This window comes from Glycomyces artemisiae (genome assembly GCF_003002955.1).
GTDB classification, from domain to species: Bacteria; Actinomycetota; Actinomycetes; order Mycobacteriales; family Micromonosporaceae; genus Glycomyces; species Glycomyces artemisiae.
Map to the genome: position 1 here is coordinate 66,390 of NZ_PVTJ01000012.1, position 17,099 is coordinate 83,488.

Sequence of the window (17,099 nt, forward strand, 5' to 3'; positions counted from 1 at the left end):
CTTGGCGCCCTTCAGCGGTGGTCTCAGCAGTGGTCGCTGCCGCGGTACGCGTATGAGAGCACGACCGGGGCGTCGAGCGGCTGTGTGCTGCCGGGCTCCGGGCTCTGCGCGGTGACCTCGCAGTTCGCATAGTCCGTGTTGCCGGTGACGCGCTGGCCCTCGGCGCTGACGTCGGTGAACCCGGCGTCGGCGAGGAGGGCCAGCGCCTCGGCGAGGGTCCGGCCCACCGCGTCCGGGAGCGCCGCGTCCGCCTCGGCGACGGGCGAGGCCGAGGGAGGGAACGTGGTGGGGTCCTGGGACGTGGGCGGCGGTTCGGACGGCGCCGCGACGGTGTCGTCCTCTTCGGACGGTTCGACGGGCGCGGACTCGCCTTCGGGCGGCGACGGGGCGGCGGGCTCCGCCGTGCCGGTCTCGTTTGGGACCGAGAGGTTCGGGCTGTCGGCGTCGATGTCGTCGGCGTCCACGCCGGAGCGGTTGAGCAGGGCCACACCGGCGAAGGCCGCCATCGCGAAGAGGACGACGAGCATCGTCGCGAGCACGTCGGAGCTCGTGCGCAGCCGCCCGTGCCAAGAAGGCGCCGGGTCCGCCGCTTCGGCCGCGATGCTGATGCGGGCGAGCCCCGCGAGCGCCGCGCCCTCGGCCACGGCGAGCTCGGGCAGGTCGGGCACGACCGGTTCGATCCCGAGGTGGTGGCCGAGGACGGAGGCGACGAGCGGGGTGCGGCTGCCGCCGCCGACCAGGAGCGCCGCGGCGACCTCGTCGGCCACCGCGCCGGCGTCGCACAGCACGTCTTCGGCGATGCCGATGGTGCGCAGCAGGACCGGCGCGAGGCACCGGTCGGCGTCCTCGTGGGTCAGGCGCAGGTCGCGCCCGAGGCCCGGCAGCACCACGGTCGCGGACGGATGGGCCGACAGGTGCTCGCGGGCGGTCCGCACCTCGTCGAGGACCTCGTCGCGGAACGCGGTCTCGCCGGGGATCTGGAGCCGCGACCAGTACTTGGGGTCGCTGTACCGCAGCCGGGACGCGAGGTGGTCGAGCAGGAGCCGGTCAAAGGCCCGGCCGCCGACGCCGTCGGCGCTCTTCGCGGCGGCCACGGTGTAGCGGTCGCCGTCGCGGCGCACGAGCGCGATGTGGCAGGTCGCGTCGCCGAGGCTGTAGACGAGGAGCTGGGCGGCCGGGTCGAGCCCGCTCCCTTGGACTTCGGCGTAGTGGCGGGCGGCGGCCTCGGGTTCGGAGACCAGGAACGAGGGGGTGAAGCCGACTTCGGCGGCGGCCTCGGCGTGGGCGCGCCGCCGGGTCGCGCTCCAGGTGGCGGGGACGGCGAGGCCCACGAGCGCCGATTCGTCGCCCGGCGCCGACCAGGTGGCCTCGGCCCGGGTGGGCGAGTGGCGCACGTCGCGCGTCCCCGGCTCGGATATTCGTCTAATGGAGACAGTTGTCGTCGACGACCCGAGGTCGACCCCGACGGCCGCCGCTCTAGGGGTGAGAGGCATCTGCGGAGTCTATGACCTCGATGCATTGGAGTTCAATGGGTCTCGCACACCTGGCACCGCTTCCACTGCGGAGGCCCAGTGGTTACCGTCCGGTATTCGCTCGGGAACGCCGGTCCCGCGGCCGAGCCGCGGGACCGGCTTCGGTATTTACACGCGGGTCCATTTCTGGTTGGCGCCGGTCCAGCACGAGTAGAGCTGGACGGCGGCGCCGTCCGAGGAGCTGTACACGTCGAGGCACAGGCCCGTGCCGACGTTGCGGATCGTGGAGTCGGAGCCGAACGTCCACTTCTGATTCGCCGCACCGGAACACGTGTTGATCTGCGCGAGCGAGCCGTTCCCGGTCCCGGAGGGCTCCAGGCACTTGCCGAGGACGCGCAGCTCCTGCGCGGCGGTCACGGTGAACTGCTGGTTGGCGCCCTCGTAGCACGAGTAGAGCTGGACGCGGGTGCCGTTCGCGGTGCTGCCGTTCGGCACGTCGATGCACTTGCCCGCGGAGGTGGAGCGGAGCAGGTCGGTGCCCGTGCCCCCTCCCCCGCCGCCACCGCCGCCGGATCCGGTGGGGGCGACGGCGCGGCCGGTCGACGGGGAGATCATCCCCGCGCACAGGCCGCGGGCGCGCAGGTTGGACGCGATCTGCGGGATGGCGTTGATGGTGTTCTGGTAGGCGTCGTGCATGAGGATGACGCCGCCGTTCTGGAGGTTGTTCGCGGCGTTGACGATCGCGGCCGTGCTGGCGCCGTTCCAGTCCTGGGAGTCGACGCTCCACAGGACCTCGGTCAGACCGTACTGGGCCTCGACGGACTTGAGGGTCGCGTTGGTCTCGCCGTAGGGCGGGCGGAACAGGACGGGGGTGCCGCCGCCGCCCTGCTGGATCGCCGCTTGCGTGCTGGAGATCTCCTGGGCCATCTGGGAGGCGGACATGCCCGTCATGTGCGGGTGCGTGTAGGAGTGGTTGCCGACCCACATGCCCGCGCTGACCTGGGCCGCGACGAGGCCGGGGTTGCTCGCGGCGCGCTGGCCGGTGTTGAACATGGTGGCGCGCAGGCCGTTGGAGGTGAGCGCGTTGAGGAGGCTGCTGGTGGTGCCCGGGTTGGGGCCGTCGTCGAAGGTGAGGCCGACGTAGCCGTTGCAGGTCTGGGCCTGCGCGGGACTGGCGATGAGGATCGCGACGGCGGTCGCGGCGGCGAACGCGAGTGCGGACAGGGTGGCGATGAGCGGTCTGATGCGGCGGCTGATGCCGTGCATGTGCCCTCCTTGGGAGTACGGGCGCATCAGTCGGCGTCGACGGTTCCCGGGGTGAGGGCCGTGGTCGTCATGAGGGGGACGGTGGAGCGATGGCGATGGAACTTGACATTGAGAATTATCGATTTATGGTGGTGCGGCGGCAAGCCCGCTGCGCCGGACGGCGCGTTCGGTGCGCCGAACGTGCGCCAAGCGGTCATCCGGCCTTGCGGAGGAGGTAGCGCTGCTCGGGGGTGCTGGTGGCGAGGCGGGCGGCTTCGCGGAACGCCTGGCGCGCTTCGGTTCGGCGCCCGGCCAGGTCGAGGAGGTGGGCGTGGACGGCGTGGAGCCGGTGGCGCTGGTCGAGACCAGGCTCGGCGAGGAGCGGGTCGAGCATGGCGAGGGCGGCGTCGGGGCCGTCGGTCATGGCGACGGCGACGGCGCGGTTCATGGTCACGACCGGACTCGGCGCGAGGGCGTCGAGCATCCGGTACAGCTCGGCGATCTGCGGCCAGTCGGTGTCGGCGTAGGCCGCGGCCTCGTCGTGGACGGCGGCGATGGCGGCCTGGAGCTGGAACGGGCCGACCGGGCCGGCCGGGAGCGCCTGCTCCAGCAGCGACACGCCTTCGGCGATGAGGCTCGCGTCCCAGCGGGACCGGTCCTGGTCGGCGAGCGGCACGAGGTCGCCGGCGGCGTCGGTGCGGGCGGGCGCGCGGGCCTCGGTGAGGAGCATGAGCGCGAGGAGCCCGGCGGTCTCGGTGTCGCTCGGGAGCCGCTGCCGCAGTTCGCGGGCGAGGCGGATCGCCTCGGCGGTGAGGGAGACGTCGATGAGATCGATCCCGCCGGAAGCCGTGTAGCCCTCGTTGAACACGAGGTAGAGGACCTGCCGGGCGGACTCGACGCGGGCGGGCAAGTCGGCGCGGGTGACGTCGCCGAGGCGGGCGCCCGCGGCGGCGAGCTTGGCCTTGGCGCGGCTGATGCGCTGCCCCATGGTGGCGGGCGGGACCAGGAACGCGGCGGCGATCTGCTCGGTGGTGAGGCCGCCGACGGCCCGGAGGGTCAGGGCCACTTGGGAAGCGGGGGTCAGCGACGGGTGGCAGCACAGCAGGAGCACGTGCAGGGAGTCGTCACTGTCGGTGGGTGGTGGTTCACTCGGTTCGAGGCGGTTCGCGGTGTCCTCGCGGGCAGTCCTGGCGCGGTCGGAGCGGAGGGCGTCGACCAGGCGGCGGGAGGCGGCGCGGATCAGCCAGCCGCGAGGGTTGGCGGGCAGCCCCTCGCGGGGCCAGTGCAGTGCGGCGGAGAGGAGGGCTTCCTGGACGGCGTCCTCGCAGGCGTCGAAGTGCCCGTAGCGGCGCACGAGCGCGCCGAGGACGTGCGGCGACTCGCGCCTCCACACGTCCTCGACACCGGAGTCCATCAGTGCTCCTCGCCGCCGGGCCACATCGCGGGCCGCAGCTCGACGGTCTCGCCGGGGCCGGAGAACGCGAGCGCGATCTCCTGGGCGCGTTCGGGTCCGGACACGTCAATGAGGAAGAACCCGGCAAGGTGCTCCTTGGTCTCGGAGTACGGGCCGTCCGTGGCGAGCGGTTCGCCGCCGCTCCAGCGGTAGAGCTCGGACGTCGACGGGTCGGCGAGCGCTTCGGCGGCGACGAGCTCGCCGTTGGCGCTCATCTCGGTGAGGAGCCGCTCGAACTCGGCGTTCAGGCGCTCGCGCTGCTCGGCGGGGAGCGCCTGGTGCTCGGCGAGGTAGTCGCTGGTGGGGTGGCCCCACGGCTGCGGGTTCGAGTGGATGAGGATGACGTACTTCATGGCTGCCTCCTGGTGGCCGGTCGGGTCTTACCTTTCACCGGGACGACGGGGCCGGTCGGCGGTTTTCGACATCCCCGGCGGAGGAAGTTCGGATTTTTTATGCGGCGGCCGGGACGGTGTCGGGGACCTGGCCTTCTTCGAGGAGTTCGAGGAGGTGGGCGGCGGGCGAGTCGGCCTGGTCCCACGCGGTGGAGACGACCGAGACGGTCCACTGCGGGACGTCATCGTCGGCGAGCGGGAGGACGCGCAGGGCGCTCGCCTGGGGCTTCGCGGCGACGTGGCGCGGGACGACGGCGATGCCGAGGCCGCGGCAGACCAGGTCGAGGAGGGTGTGGACGTCGTTGACGGTGCAGCGCACGCGGCGGCGCAGGCCGCGGGCGGCGAACGCCGACTCGTTGAGGGTGCGCACGCCCCAGGCGGCGCCGAAGTCGACGAAGTCCTGGTCGTCGAGGGCAGCCCAGGGGACGGAGGCGCGGGCCGCGAGGTGGTGGTCGGGCGGGGTGACGACGACGAGGGGCTCACGGCCGATCTCGCGGTGCGGCAGGCCCGAGAGGCGCCGGTCGGTGGCGACGAACGCGACGTCGAGCTCCCCGGCGCGGACCATGCCGATGAGGTCGTGGGAGCCGCACTGGGTGAACATGGTCTCGACCTGCGGATGGCGGCGGTGGAAGCGGTCGAGCAGGGGGCTCACCTCGATGAGGCCGAGGCACTGCTCCGCGCCGATCGACAGGGACCCGGAGACGGCGCGGCTGGCCTTGACGACGGCGTCGCGGGCGCCCGCGGCCTGCTCCAGCATCATGCGCGCGTACGGCAGCAGCGCGAAGCCCGCCTCGGTGGGCTCGACGCGGCGGGTGGTGCGGATGAACAGGGCGGTGCCGAGCTCGTCCTCCAGGCTGCGGATCGCCGCGGACAGGCCGGACTGGGAGATGCCCATGAGCTCGGCCGCCCGTGTGAATTGCCTCTCATCGGCGAGCGCGACCAGGTACTCCATCTGTCGCAGGTCCATGAATCATTCCCTCGGGTTCTCAATACCAGAAACGCCAGTTGTTGGATTTCTAGATCGAGAATACCTAGCATCGGCCTGGTCATCCGTCGGCCGGCGGGCGCGGGGGGCGCGCCGCCAATCAGCAGGGAGTGCACCATGCAGCAGCGCACCATCGGCAACCGGCAGGTATCGGCGATCGGGCTCGGCGGCATGCCGATGTCCATCGAGGGCCGCCCGGGCGAAGAGCGGTCGGTCGCCACGATCCACGCCGCGCTCGACGCGGGCGTGACGCTCATCGACACCGCCGACGCCTACCACCGCGACGCGAACGAGGTCGGCCACAACGAGACCCTGATCGCGAAGGCCCTGAAGTCGTACGGCCCGGGCGCCGACGGCGTCCTGGTCGCCACCAAGGGCGGCCACCTGCGCCCCGGCGACGGCTCGTGGACCCAGGACGGGCGCCCCGAGTACCTCAAGGAGGCCGTCAAGGCCTCCGCGAAGCGCCTCGGCGTCGAAGCGATCGGCCTCTACCAGTTCCACCGCCCCGACCCGAAGGTCCCGTACGCCGACTCGGTCGGCGCGATCCGCGACCTCCTCGACGAGGGCGTCATCCAGCAGGCGGGCATCTCGAACGCGTCCGTCGCGCAGATCGACGAGGCGAACGCGATCCTCGGCGGGCGGCTCGCGTCGGTGCAGAACCAGTTCTCGCCGCGGTTCCGCTCCAGCGAGGCCGAACTCGACCACTGCGCGAAGCTCGGCGTCGCGTTCCTGCCGTGGAGCCCCTTGGGCGGCATCAAGAGCGCGCCCGAACTCGGATCGCGCCACGCCGCCTTCAACGAGGTCGCCGCCGAACTCGGCGTCTCCGTCTACCAGGTGACCCTGGCGTGGCAGCTCGCGCTCGCGCCGGTCGTCATCCCGATCCCGGGCGCCTCGCGCCCCGAGAGCATCCGCGACTCGGCCGGCGCGGCCGGACTCGAACTGACCCCGGAGCAGGTCGCCCGCCTGTCCGCCGCCTGACGAACGAGGAACCAGATGAAGACCTTCACCATGCCCGGCACCGACATCACCGCTCCGAACGTGGTGCTCGGGCTCATGCGCATCCAGGAGAAGACCGACGAGGAGGTGCGCGCCATCGTCGGCGCCGCCGTCGACGCCGGGATCACGTTCGTGGACCACGCGGACCTGTACGGCAGCGGCCGCCACGGCTGCGAGCGCCGCTTCGCCGAGGCCATGAAGCTCACGCCCTCGGAGCGCGAGCGCCTGGTCATCCAGACCAAGACCGGGATCATGCACCCCGGCCCGTACTTCGACTTCTCGTACGAGCACATCACCGAGTCCGTGGACGAGTCGCTCGCGGCGCTCGACACCGACTACATCGACATCCTCCTGCTGCACCGGCCCGACGCGCTCGTCGAGCCCGAGGAGGTCGCCCGCGCGTTCGACGACCTCGCCGCCGCGGGCAAGGTGCGGGCGTTCGGCGTCTCGAACCACACCGCGCGCCAGATGGACCTGCTGCGCAAGTATGTGAACCAGCCGCTCGTCGCGAACCAGGTGCAGCTGTCGATCACGCACGCGCCGCTCATCGCGCAGGGCATCGCCGCGAACATGCAGGGCCTCGACCAGTCGATCAGCCGCGACGACGGCATCGTCGACTACTGCCGCCTCCACGACATCACCGTCCAGGCGTGGTCGCCGTTCCAGGCCGGGTTCTTCGACGGGCCGTTCCTCGGCTCCGAGCGGTACCCCGAGCTGAACGCCGTCGTCGACCGGCTCGCGAAGAAGTACGACGTGCCGCCGATCGCGATCGCCGTCGCATGGATCACCCGCCACCCGGCGAACATGCAGGTCGTCATCGGCACCACCAACATCGAGCGGATCACCGGCTCCGCGCAGGGCTCGGAGGTGCCGCTGACGCGCCCCGAGTGGTACGAGCTGGTCAGGGCCGCCGGATACACGGTGCCGTAAGCGACTGCATCGCAACGAGACTCGATTCTCAGAGGGGGCGGCGGGGGCCCGGGCGGACGTCCGGGCCCCCGCCGCTGTCCGCGGCGGCCGGGCGTCGCGGCGGGACAGTATGCTCGACCCACTCGAAACCCCCCAAGCCGTGGAGTTGCACACGTGTCGAACATCCCCGTAGTCAGCACCGGATCGAGCCTCGCCCAGAACATCTGGGGCACCATCGCCGGGGACGACCGGCTCACGTCGGCCGCGGCCATCCCCGGGGAGATCACCGGGCTCGGCATGGAGGTCCTCGGCGCGATGAAGGACCCGGTGTTCGCGCTGGCGTCCGCGGGACTCAGCATCGTCCTGGAGCTGGTGGAGCCGTTCAACGACGCGATCGAGTACGTCTCCGGCTCGCCCGGCGACATGCAGCGCGTCGAGGACGCCTGGGGCAAGGTCGCCGAGTCGCTCAACTCCCTGTCCACCGAGACGGGCGCGGCGGTCGGCGCGAACATGACGCAGTGGCAGGGCGCCGACGCCACCGCCGCGCGCGAGCAGCTCGACGCCCTCGCCGCCACGATCGCGGCCGCGGGCCACGAGGCGTCGAACGTGCAGCAGATCGCGAGCTGGTGCCGGATGCTCGCCGAGGCGATCAAGGCGCTCATCGAGTCGATCCTCGCCGAGCTGGTCGCGTGGCTGATCACCCGCGGGCTCATCGCGCTCGCGACGGGGCCGTGGTCGTTCGGCGCGAGCGTCGCGGCGTTCGTGCTCTCCGCGTTCTACAAGGCGACCTCGATGTTCCTGCGCGTGATGAGCAAGATCCAGAAGGCCACCGGGATCTTCGGGAAGATCCTCCGGGTCCTGGTCGACCAGGGCCTCAACCGCAAGGGCGCCTTCCACGTCACGTCAGGGCAGATCTTCGGCGTGCGCGACGGCCTGAACTACGCCCTGTGGAAGGGCGTGCTCATCAAGGCGGGCATCGGCGCCGGGGCGAGCCTCGCGGGGAACGCGCCGCAGGCGGCCATGGACATGTTCTCGTCGGCGACGTCCTCGGGCGGCTCCGGCGGGGGCGGAGGCGGCGGCGCGATCCGCGTGGACCTGGACGAACTCGACGCGTTGAAGGGCGCGTTGGAGGGCCTCAAGGGCCAGGCGTCGCCGATCCAGTCGCAGGCGTCCGAGACCATGGCCGAGGAGACCTCGTGGGGCGTCCCGGGGTGGGTCGGACTGGAGGGCCACTACTCCTCGACGGCCGAAGGGCTCAGCGAGGCGATCGGCGAGATCGTGGCGGCCTTCGACGGCCAGGCGATGCGGATCGGGGCCTGCCGCGACGACCACGCCGCGTGCGACGAGGAGCAGGCGGCCGCGCTCAACAAGCTCCTCGCCGGGCGCTGACGCCGACATGACCGGCCGCGAGTACGACCTGCTGGAAGACGCCCGCAGTCTCGTTGCGGGCCAATGGCTCCAGGACGGCGAGCAGCTGCGGTCGTACGCGGCGACCGGGCGCGGGAACTACAAGTCGGAGATCCGAGGCCACCCGTCCGCCGCCTACCGCGCCGCGACCGCGGTCGGCTGGGCGGCGGTCAAGCTCGTCAGCCCGGTCGGGATCGTCACCGGCGGCGTGCCGTACTGGAACGAGATCCGGCGCTTCGAGGGCCGGCCCCCGGGCCTGGTCGCGTTCGGCGAAGGCCGGGACTGCGAAGCCGCGCGCCTGCTGAAGACCGGCCCGCACCGCAGCGGCATCTGGATCCTCACCGACCGGCGCTTCGGGTTCGCCGCGGACCGGATCACCTCGGCCTCGGACGGCAAGCAGGCCAAGGGCTTGCGGCGCGACGGCGACACGCTCGTGCTGCTCGACAAGGTGCTCGAAGTGCCCGCGGCCCGGTTCGTGTTCGAAGACAGGGTGACGCGAGGCGGCGACGTCTACCTGCGCATCCGCTTCCGCGACGGCTCCGGGCTCGACGTCCACAACCGCTAAGACGAGATCACCGGCCGTCGTTCTCCCGTTGCCGCTCAGCGACGGCAAGGCGGGCTCCGACACGGCGCATGTTGCCGGGTGGCAGCGGCCGGAGCGGAGCCAGAGTGAGTCGGGGACGCATGGCCGCAGCGATGTGACTCAGGTGGTGTTGCCGGGCTGTGGCGGTGATCGGGTCGAGGTTCATGCGGTCAGCGACGGTGGCAGATGGGATCGGCTCGGCGTGCCTCGCCGGGCTGGGGCGGTGATGGGGTTGGGGTTCGGGCGGTCAGCGACGGCGGCGGACGGGATTGTTTGGGGTGCGTCGCCGGGCTGGGGCGGGTTCGGGTGCTGGTGGTGGCGGCCTGCTCGCGGGGCCGCGGCACCGACAGCGGGAATAGGTGCGGGTGTGGTGTGGTCGTGGCGGGCATGGTGTGTCACCTCCCTTGCGGGTGCGGTCTCGTCGGCCCCTGTGGCCTCTAGGGCTCCAAGCCTCCTGGTCTCCGGCCCCTGTCTGCGGTCTGCGGGCGCCGAGCCTCGGTGCTGGTGTGTGTCGGTCCTCGGCGGTGCGGGCCTTGTTTGTTCCCTCCCTTCGTCTCTCTCGCTGTCCGGTTCCTCACCCCCGGGTTCCGGTCCTGGTCCCGGTGTCGGGATCGGTTCGGGTCCGGGGTTGGTTCCCCGGTCCCGGTGTCGGATCTCGGGGGTGCGTTCCCCGGTTCCCGGTCCCGCCATGCGGGTGCTTGGCGGGTGTGGCTTCCCTCGGGCATGCTCGATGCCGGTCGGGGGTCGTGCTCCCGTGGCGGGCGTGTGGTCGCGCCGGCCGGTGGGTGGTCCGTCCCGATAGGGGCCTTGGAGGCCCGCCGGGATGATGCGCCCGCCCGGACAGGCTCGCGCCCGTGTCGGGGTGGTGCAGTTGGGTGGGCCGTTGCCGCGGTGGGGATCTGCTCGTGGGGTGGTGTCGCGGTGCCGGGTCCTCTAATGCCCGGCCGGGTGCGGCACTGCCCTGCGTGTGCGCGGTCGCTGCGTGCGGCGTGTGTGTGGGTCGGCCTGTCGGTCGCTTTGGTGTTCCGGTCGTGTGCCTCGTAGTGGACACCGCCCGGGGTCGAGGTGATCCCTTCCCCGGGTCCCCCGCCCGATCACCATGCCCCAGTGGGGGGTGGTTGACTGCTGCGGGTCCCGATAGCACTGCGGGGATGAGATCTGCCGTCGGCCCGACACCTTGCGTCGGCGGCGCTGCCTCGGAGATCGTCTGGTTTGCCGGTCGGCCAGAGGCTTGGCTTAGTCTGCTTGCACCGCCCGACACCTGTACGATTTCCCTGTCCCTGTGCGTACCCCAATCATCCCTCGCACCAGGTGTCACTGTCATCACCCACAGGTGGGGAACATCCTCACGTTCCGCCCCCAACCCCCACTGCCCCAAGGCAACCCGCGCACCCTGCCCCGCCACCCACCCCTTCGTCGCCGCCCGCACTAACCCCACCCCCAACGCACCCGCAAGGTGCAAGAGGCCCACCCACTGAAACGCATCAGCTCTGGAACCGCGCCGAGCGCAGGCGCCGCAGCATCCGGGCGTCGCCGAAACCGACCGCGCGGGCGGCGGACTCGACCGGGCTCCCTTGGGCGATCAGGTGCTCGGCGCGTTCGAGGCGCAGCACCGACTGGTAGCGCAGCGGCGTCAGGCCGGTCGACTCGGTGAAGCGGCGGGTGAGGGTCCGCTCGGAAACGCCTGCGGCGGAAGCGAGGTCGGCGAGGCGCAGCGGCTCGGCGAACCGCACGTCGATGAGGTCCTGGACGCGGTGCACCGCGTCGGACAGGTGCGAGCGGTGCCGCAGCATCGCCGAGTCCTGCGCGGCGTCGCCGCCGCGCCGCGCGTAGACGACCATCTCGCGGGCGATCTGCGCGGCCGCGGCCGGGCCGTGCCGCACGGCGACCAGGTGCAGCGCCAGGTCGATGCCGCTGGCGATCCCCGCGGACGTCACGACCCGGCCGTCCGTGGTGAACAGCCGGTCCCGTTCCACCGTCGCGGCCGGGAAGCGGCGCGCCAGCTCGTCCTGGAGCGAGTGGTGGGTGGTGCAGCGGCGGCCGTCGAGCAGCCCGGCCTGCCCGAGCGCGAACGCCCCGGAGCAGACGGACCCGACGGTGCCGCCGCGCGCATGATGCGCCTGCACCTGCGCCACTTGGGCATCGGTGAGGCGCGGCCCGCCCGCGGTCTTCGGGGACCGCCACCCCGGCACGAGGACCAGGTCCCCTGACTCCAGGTCCGGCCACTCGGTGCCCGCGCGCAGCGGGAGGCCCTGCGCGGTCGGCACGTCCTCGCGGTCGGCGACGTACTCGGTGCGGTAGTCCAGCCCGAGGTCGGCGGCCGTCGAGAACACCTGGGCCGGTCCGGCCAGGTCGAGCAGGTGCACCTGCGGCACCAGCAGGAAGACGACGCGGGTCATGGGGCCTCCCGATCCGGTCAGCGCGCGATCACTTCCTCGACAGTACTGATCGTCGCGAACCGGCCCGCCAGCGCATAGACCGTGCGCTCGATCACGTCCGCGGTCTGGAGCGTCAGCGGGTCGGCCAGGACCTCCTCGACGGACCGGTCGGGGTCGGCGTCCCAGTGCGGGATCGGGTGGGTCGCGGTGGCGTCGACCACGAAGTCCACGGTGTACCCGAAGTCGGAGGCGACCCGCGCGGTCGTCTCGCAGCACTGCTCGGTGCGGATGCCGCTGATCGCGACCTCGCGGATGCCGCGCTCGGTGAGGACCTGCTGGAGGTTCGTGGTGGAGAACGCGTTGTGCGAGGTCTTGGCGACCTCGATCTCGCCCGCTTCGGGCTTGAGGCCCTCGATGTAGGTGCAGAAGCCGCGGTCGGGGTCGAACACGTTGCCGGTGCCGGGCTCGTGGTGGAGCACCCACACGACCAGGTCGCCCTTGGCGCGTGCGTGGTCGACCAGGCGGGCGACCTTGTCGGCCACGTCGGGGTCGGAGGTCGCGGCCCAGTTGGGCCGCTGCCGGAAGGACTCTTGGACGTCGATGACGATCAGCGCTCGGTTCATGCCCTCAATCCTGCCGCCGCGGAGCCCGCGGCGACAGGCACGATCCCGGCCGGGACCGGAACGATCCGGTCAGCCGAAGACGTCCGGGTTCTGGCAGTGGAGGAGGGGTTCGCCCGCGAGGAAGCGAGCGGTCTCCTCGGCGGTGATGCGGGCGGCGTTGTGGGCGGTCTCGCGGCTGGCGCCCGCGAGGTGCGGGGTCATGACGATCCCGTCGGTGCGCAGGAGGCGGGACGCGGCGGGGATGGGCTCCTCGGGGTAGACGTCGAACGCGGCCGCGAAGAGGTGGCCGGCGTCGAGGGCGTCGCAGACCGCGTCGTAGTCGACGAGCGCGCCGCGGGCGCAGTTGACGAGGACCGAGCCGGCCGGCATCGCCGCGATCTGGGCGGCGCCGATCATGCCGCGCGTGTCCGGGGTGAGTCGGGCGTGGAGCGACAGCACGTCGGACTGCGCGAGGAGTTCGGGCAGGCCGAGCGGCTCGGCGATCCCGGCGAGGAGCGCCGGGTCGACGTACGGGTCGTGGACGACGACGCGCGCGCCGAAGCCGCCCGCGATGCGCGCCACCCGGATCCCGATGGCGCCGTAGCCGATCAGGCCGACCGTGCGGCCCTCCAGCTCCAGGCCCACCGAGTCGTACCGGTAGTAGTCGCCGCGCCAGGTCCCCGCGGCGAGGTCGCCGTGGACCTGCGGAATGCGGCGCATCGCGGCGAGCATGAGCGCGATCGTGTGCTCCGCGGTGGCGGTGGCGTTGCGGCCGGGGGCGCTGGAGACCGCGACGCCGTGCTTCGTGGCCGCGTCGAGGTTGACGTTCACCGGCCCGCCGCGGCCCACGGCCACGAACGCGAGGTCCGGGCAGGCCTCCAGGACCCGCGCGGTGATCGGCGCCATCTGCGTGACGCACACGCGGACGCCTTGCAGCGCATCGATGATCGCGTCCTCGGTGCCGGAGGCCTCGACGACTTCGGCGACGGGCCCGAACGGCGTGTCCGGCCAGTCCAGGGCGAGCTCGGCGATCTCCAGGCCGTCGACGCGCTCGCGCAGCGCGGCGGCGAGCAGGCCGGGCAGGACGAAGCTGTCGCCCGCGGCGAGCACTCGGGTCATCGGTGGTCCTCCTCATCGGTCCAGACGGGGGTATTGAACTGGAGCAGCGAGCGCCGCCCTCCGGCGACCCGCACTTCGGTGAGCCCCACGTTGCGCACCACGGGGAGCCGCCGCCGGTACTCCGAGAGCGGGATGCCGAGCCAGTCGCACAGGACGAGGCGCATGAGCGTCGAGTGCCACACGACGAGCACGCGCCCGCCCTCGTGGGCGGCGGCGATCTCGTCGAGGCAGGCGCTGGCGCGGGCGACGGCGGCGACGGGGTCCTCCCCGCCGGGGAGGTGGTCGCCGACGGGGTCCTTCTCGAAGGCGGCGTAGCGGTCCGGGAACCGCTCGCGCATCTCGGCGCCGGTGAGGCCCTCGCCGTCGCCGAAGGCGACCTCGCGGAGGCGGTCGTCCCTGAAGGGCGGCAGGGCGGTCGAGGCGGCGGCGGGCGCGAGGGTCTCGACGGCGCGCGTCAGGTCGGAGGACCAGACGGCGGCGAGTCCGGCGCCCGCGGCCCACGCGCCGAGGCTGCGGGCCTGGTCGCGGCCGCGGTCGGTGAGCGGGACGTCGGTGGTCCCGGTGTACCGGTTCTCGGCGTGCCAGACGGTCTCGCCGTGGCGCACCATCACGATGTCGGTCAGTGTTCGGCCCTCCGGTGGACATGGGCGGTGAACGGCCGGTCGATCCGGCCCCGCTCATGGAGATGGTCGGTGAAGCGCAGGTAGAGGTCGGTGAGCGCGCGGTGCCGGGACGCGTCCGGCTCTACGCGCTCGCCGGTGCCGGTCATCCGCGCCGCGGCGTCCACTAGGGATGTACCGGTGGAGGTGGCGGCGAGGACGGCCATCCCGGCGGCGGACTCGGCGTGCGCGGGGAGGCGCGCGGGCCGTCCGAGGAGGTCGGCGCGCAGCTGGGACCAGTACCGGTTGGCGCTGCCGCCGCCGGTGAAGGCGAGGTCGCCGCCGACGGGCGCGCCGAGGTGGTCGAGGTAGTCGAAGCAGAGGCGCTCGACGCAGGCGAGGCCGGTGAGGACGCCGCTGAGGACGTCGGCGTCGTCGTCGGTGGTGCCGAGCGTGAACGGTTCGAGATCGGCTGCGGCGAAGGGGAACCGCTCGCCGCCGGTCCCGGCGAGCGGGTAGACGACGGGCCCGGGGCCGCGTTCGGCGGCGACGGCGGTGAGCGCGTCGAGGTCGGCGCCCGGGAGGAGCCGCGCGAGGGCCCCGGCGCCGCTGGAGGAGGCGCCGCCGGGCAGCCAGGTGCCGCCGGGGCCGCGGTGGCAGTAGACGACGCCGCCGGGGTCGCGCACCAGGTGCTCCGACACTCCCTTGAGGACGAGTGTGGTGCCGAGGACCGAGTTCCAGGAGCCGGTGGCGAGCGCGCCGCCCGCGAGCTGTGCCGCGCAGCCGTCGGTCATCCCGGCGATGATCGGCGTCCCGGCGGGGATGCCGGTGGCCGCGGCGCCCGCGGGGCCGACGTCGCCGATGACGGTGCCGGGCCGGACCACGTCCGGCATGAGCGACAAGGGGATGCCGAGCGCGTCGAGGACCTCGGCGGGCCAGCGCTCCTCGACGAGGTCGTAGCCGGTCTTGAGGGCGTGGCTGGCGTCGGCGGCGAGCCGGCGGCCCGCGAGGCGCCAGGTGATGAGGTCCGGCTGGTGGAGCAGCCGGGTTCCGCCCTCGGACTGCTCCACCAGCCGGAGGAGCTTGGGGAGCGCCCAGCCCGGCTGCATGCGCCGGTAGCCGAGGCGGTCCCAGACTTCGGCGCCGGACTCGTTGACGCGCTCGGCTTCCGCCGCGGCGCGGGCGTCGTCGTACATGAGGCCCGGCGTGGCGGGGCGGCCCGCGTCGTCGGCGAGGAGGATCGTGCCGGAGGTGCCGTCGGCGGCGAACCCGGCGATGCGGGCGGCGTCGAGGGCCGCGGTCGCTTCGCGGGCGGCGGTGCAGAACGCGGTCCACCACTGCTCGGGGTCCTGCTCGTGGCGGGCGCCGTCGCGGGTCCCGGTGAGCGGCGCGGAGCCCCGGCCGAGGACGCGTCCGGCGTCGTCGACGGCGAGCACGCGGACGCTCTGCGTGCCGAGGTCGGCGCCGATCCAGACGCGGTCAGCCACGGCGTCCCGCCTGGACCCGCCAGCCCGCGCGGGCGACGTCGCGCAGCGCCAGGAACTGCGCGTAGAGGTCGTCGTAGAGCCCTGCGTCCTCGGGTTCGAACCGGTCGCCGGGGCGCACGTACTTCGCTGCGGCCGTTGCCAGGTCGGGTTCGGCGCCGGTGGCGACGAGGCCGGACAGGAACGCGCCCTTCGCGCCGATCTCGGTGTCGGCGGTGCGCACGGCCGGAACGCCGGTGGCGTCGGCGATCATCCGGCACCACAGGTCGCTGCCCGCGCCGCCGCCGCACAGGCGCAGCTCGTCGACTGCCGCGCCGGAGGCGGCGAGGCAGTCCTTGATGGTGAGGCTCAGGCCCTCGAAGACGGCGCGGGCGAGGTGCTCGCGGTCGTGTTCGAGGGTGAGGCCCCAGAAGGTGCCGCGGGCGGCGGTGTCGAGGAACGGGGCCCTCTCCCCGGCCGGGGAGAGGTACGGGAGGAACACCAGGCCGCCCGCGCCCGGCGGCGCGAGTTCGGCGAGGTCGCCGAGTTCCTCCGGGGTGTCGAGGCCGAGCATGGCTGTGGCCCAGTCGATCACCTCGGTCCCGGCGAGGGTCGGGTAGACGCGGAGCCACTGGCCGGTCGAGTCGAGGGCGACGGTGAGCCCGGCCGGTTCGCCGGAAGTGTCGGTCCCGGTGCGTACGATCTCGGTGCACAGGGTGGTCCCGAGGATCGCGCAGCCCGTGCCCGCGGTGGCGGCTCCGGCGCCGATCGCGGTGGACGCGACGTCGTAGGGCGCCATGACGACCGGTACTCCGGCCGGGAGTCCGAGCGCCGCGGCGGCTTCGGGGCGCAGCGCGGCGGCGCGCCGGCCGTCGCCGAGGACCTGCGGAAGGAGGCGGGCGGCCCGGGAGAGGCCGAACAGCTCGACGAGGCGCGGCGCGTAGTCGCGGGTCGCGGGGTCGAGGAACGGCGCGGAGGCGTCGGACTCGTCGGCCGCGAACAGGCCCGTCAGGTTGTGGAAGACCCAGCCGCCGCAGGTGAGCGCGGCGTGGGACCGGTCGAGGCGGTCGGGGTCGTGCTCGGCGAGCCAGGCGAGGACGGCGTTCGGCAGGCCCGGGAACGTGAGCGATCCGTTGGCGCGGAACGCCTCGTCGAGGATCCCTGCGTCCCGCCAGCGGTCCACTATTGGCGCCGCGCGCCCGTCGGACCACAGGACGGCCGGGCCGGTCGGCGCGCCGTCGGCGTCGACGAGCCAGCAGCCGTCGCCTTGGGCGGTCAGGGCGATCATGTCGGGCGGGCCCGGGAGGTGCCGGGCCGCTTCGCGGACGGCCGCGGCGGTCTCGCGCCAGACCTCGGCCATGTCCTGCTCGGCCCAGCCGGTGCGGGGGCGCTGCACGCCGACCGCGCCGCGGACGACGGCGAGCTCCGTGCCGTCGTCGGCGTGGGCGACGGCCTTGATCGCGGTGGTGCCCGCGTCGATCGAGATGGAGGTCATG

General features: G+C 73.0%; 15 protein-coding genes. 4 read left to right on the forward strand and 11 right to left on the reverse strand.

Annotation, left to right across the window (positions count from 1 at the left end; all coding sequences use genetic code 11):
- Positions 1 to 23: 23 nt before the first annotated feature.
- From B0I28_RS23985 to B0I28_RS24005, 5 genes are all read right to left on the reverse strand, one after another.
- Positions 24 to 1,493, reverse strand: a complete 1,470-nt coding sequence (locus B0I28_RS23985) for an Hsp70 family protein (RefSeq protein ID WP_106366392.1) — start codon at positions 1,491 to 1,493, stop codon at positions 24 to 26.
- 147 nt (positions 1,494 to 1,640) lie between these two features.
- Entirely contained in the window at positions 1,641 to 2,738 is a 1,098-nt protein-coding gene (locus B0I28_RS23990) for a polysaccharide deacetylase family protein (RefSeq protein WP_181245938.1), read from the reverse strand.
- A 193-nt stretch (positions 2,739 to 2,931) separates the two neighbouring features.
- Entirely contained in the window at positions 2,932 to 4,131 is a 1,200-nt protein-coding gene (locus B0I28_RS23995; RefSeq protein WP_106366394.1) for an RNA polymerase sigma factor, read from the reverse strand.
- Positions 4,131 to 4,523 carry a YciI family protein gene (locus B0I28_RS24000; protein ID WP_106366395.1) on the reverse strand — a complete coding sequence of 131 codons (393 nt, stop codon included), beginning with the start codon at positions 4,521 to 4,523 and terminating at the stop codon, positions 4,131 to 4,133. The genes B0I28_RS23995 and B0I28_RS24000 overlap by 1 nt, the downstream gene beginning before the upstream one ends.
- Positions 4,524 to 4,620: 97 nt before the next feature.
- A complete protein-coding gene (locus tag B0I28_RS24005; RefSeq protein ID WP_219926961.1) occupies positions 4,621 to 5,529 on the reverse strand; it encodes a LysR family transcriptional regulator in 909 nt (302 codons plus the stop codon).
- 135 nt (positions 5,530 to 5,664) lie between these two features.
- On the opposite strand from B0I28_RS24005, the gene B0I28_RS24010 reads away from it, so the two are divergent.
- From B0I28_RS24010 to B0I28_RS24025, 4 genes are all read left to right on the forward strand, one after another.
- Complete coding sequence (locus B0I28_RS24010) at positions 5,665 to 6,525, forward strand: aldo/keto reductase (RefSeq protein WP_106366396.1); 861 nt, start codon at positions 5,665 to 5,667, stop codon at positions 6,523 to 6,525.
- A 15-nt stretch (positions 6,526 to 6,540) separates the two neighbouring features.
- Positions 6,541 to 7,473, forward strand: a complete 933-nt coding sequence (locus B0I28_RS24015; protein ID WP_106366397.1) for an aldo/keto reductase — start codon at positions 6,541 to 6,543, stop codon at positions 7,471 to 7,473.
- A gap of 153 nt (positions 7,474 to 7,626) precedes the next feature.
- Positions 7,627 to 8,841, forward strand: coding sequence for a WXG100-like domain-containing protein (locus B0I28_RS24020; protein WP_106366398.1), 1,215 nt, complete (start codon positions 7,627 to 7,629; stop codon positions 8,839 to 8,841).
- 7 nt (positions 8,842 to 8,848) lie between these two features.
- Entirely contained in the window at positions 8,849 to 9,424 is a 576-nt protein-coding gene (locus B0I28_RS24025) for a hypothetical protein (RefSeq protein ID WP_106366399.1), read from the forward strand.
- Between the two features lie 1,502 nt (positions 9,425 to 10,926).
- Here B0I28_RS24025 and B0I28_RS24030 read toward each other — a convergent pair.
- From B0I28_RS24030 to B0I28_RS24055, 6 genes are all read right to left on the reverse strand, one after another.
- Positions 10,927 to 11,841 carry a GlxA family transcriptional regulator gene (locus B0I28_RS24030; RefSeq protein ID WP_106366400.1) on the reverse strand — a complete coding sequence of 305 codons (915 nt, stop codon included), beginning with the start codon at positions 11,839 to 11,841 and terminating at the stop codon, positions 10,927 to 10,929.
- A 17-nt stretch (positions 11,842 to 11,858) separates the two neighbouring features.
- Positions 11,859 to 12,443 carry a cysteine hydrolase family protein gene (locus tag B0I28_RS24035; RefSeq protein ID WP_106366401.1) on the reverse strand — a complete coding sequence of 195 codons (585 nt, stop codon included), beginning with the start codon at positions 12,441 to 12,443 and terminating at the stop codon, positions 11,859 to 11,861.
- A 69-nt stretch (positions 12,444 to 12,512) separates the two neighbouring features.
- Positions 12,513 to 13,541 (reverse strand): 2-hydroxyacid dehydrogenase, encoded by a 1,029-nt coding sequence (locus B0I28_RS24040; protein WP_106366402.1) that lies wholly within the window; start codon positions 13,539 to 13,541, stop codon positions 12,513 to 12,515.
- Complete coding sequence (locus B0I28_RS24045; protein WP_106366403.1) at positions 13,538 to 14,149, reverse strand: histidine phosphatase family protein; 612 nt, start codon at positions 14,147 to 14,149, stop codon at positions 13,538 to 13,540. Before B0I28_RS24045 ends, B0I28_RS24040 begins: the two co-directional genes overlap by 4 nt.
- An 11-nt stretch (positions 14,150 to 14,160) precedes the next feature.
- The gene (locus B0I28_RS24050) at positions 14,161 to 15,627 is read right to left on the reverse strand and encodes an FGGY-family carbohydrate kinase (protein ID WP_106366404.1); all 1,467 of its coding nucleotides are present in this window, start codon (positions 15,625 to 15,627) and stop codon (positions 14,161 to 14,163) included.
- Positions 15,620 to 17,098, reverse strand: coding sequence for an FGGY family carbohydrate kinase (locus B0I28_RS24055; RefSeq protein ID WP_106366405.1), 1,479 nt, complete (start codon positions 17,096 to 17,098; stop codon positions 15,620 to 15,622). The genes B0I28_RS24050 and B0I28_RS24055 overlap by 8 nt, the downstream gene beginning before the upstream one ends.
- Position 17,099: the final 1 nt, after the last annotated feature.